Raw genomic sequence first — 224 nt, forward strand, 5'->3', positions numbered from 1 at the left:
GTAAAATTATATTGAATTTAATGACCCGTACGGGATTCGAACCCGTGTTACCGCCGTGAAAGGGCGGTGTCTTAACCGCTTGACCAACGGGCCAGGTAAAACAAAATATTGAAACGGAGAAGGAGGGATTTGAACCCTCGCGCCGGTTTCCCGACCTACACCCTTAGCAGGGGCGCCTCTTCAGCCACTTGAGTACTTCCCCAAAACCAATAAGATTTTGTACT

At 48.7% G+C, this 224-nt stretch carries 2 tRNA genes; both read right to left on the reverse strand.

Annotated elements, in window-relative coordinates:
- Positions 1–21: 21 nt before the first annotated feature.
- Positions 22–93, reverse strand: a tRNA-Glu gene (locus tag AB3I27_RS14085).
- 21 nt (positions 94–114) lie between these two features.
- Positions 115–202: transfer RNA gene (locus AB3I27_RS14090), tRNA-Ser, on the reverse strand.
- Between the last annotated feature and the right edge of the window lie 22 nt (positions 203–224).

Source organism: Enterococcus sp. C46 (assembly GCF_040887565.1).
GTDB lineage: Bacteria > Bacillota > Bacilli > Lactobacillales > Enterococcaceae > Enterococcus_B > Enterococcus_B lactis.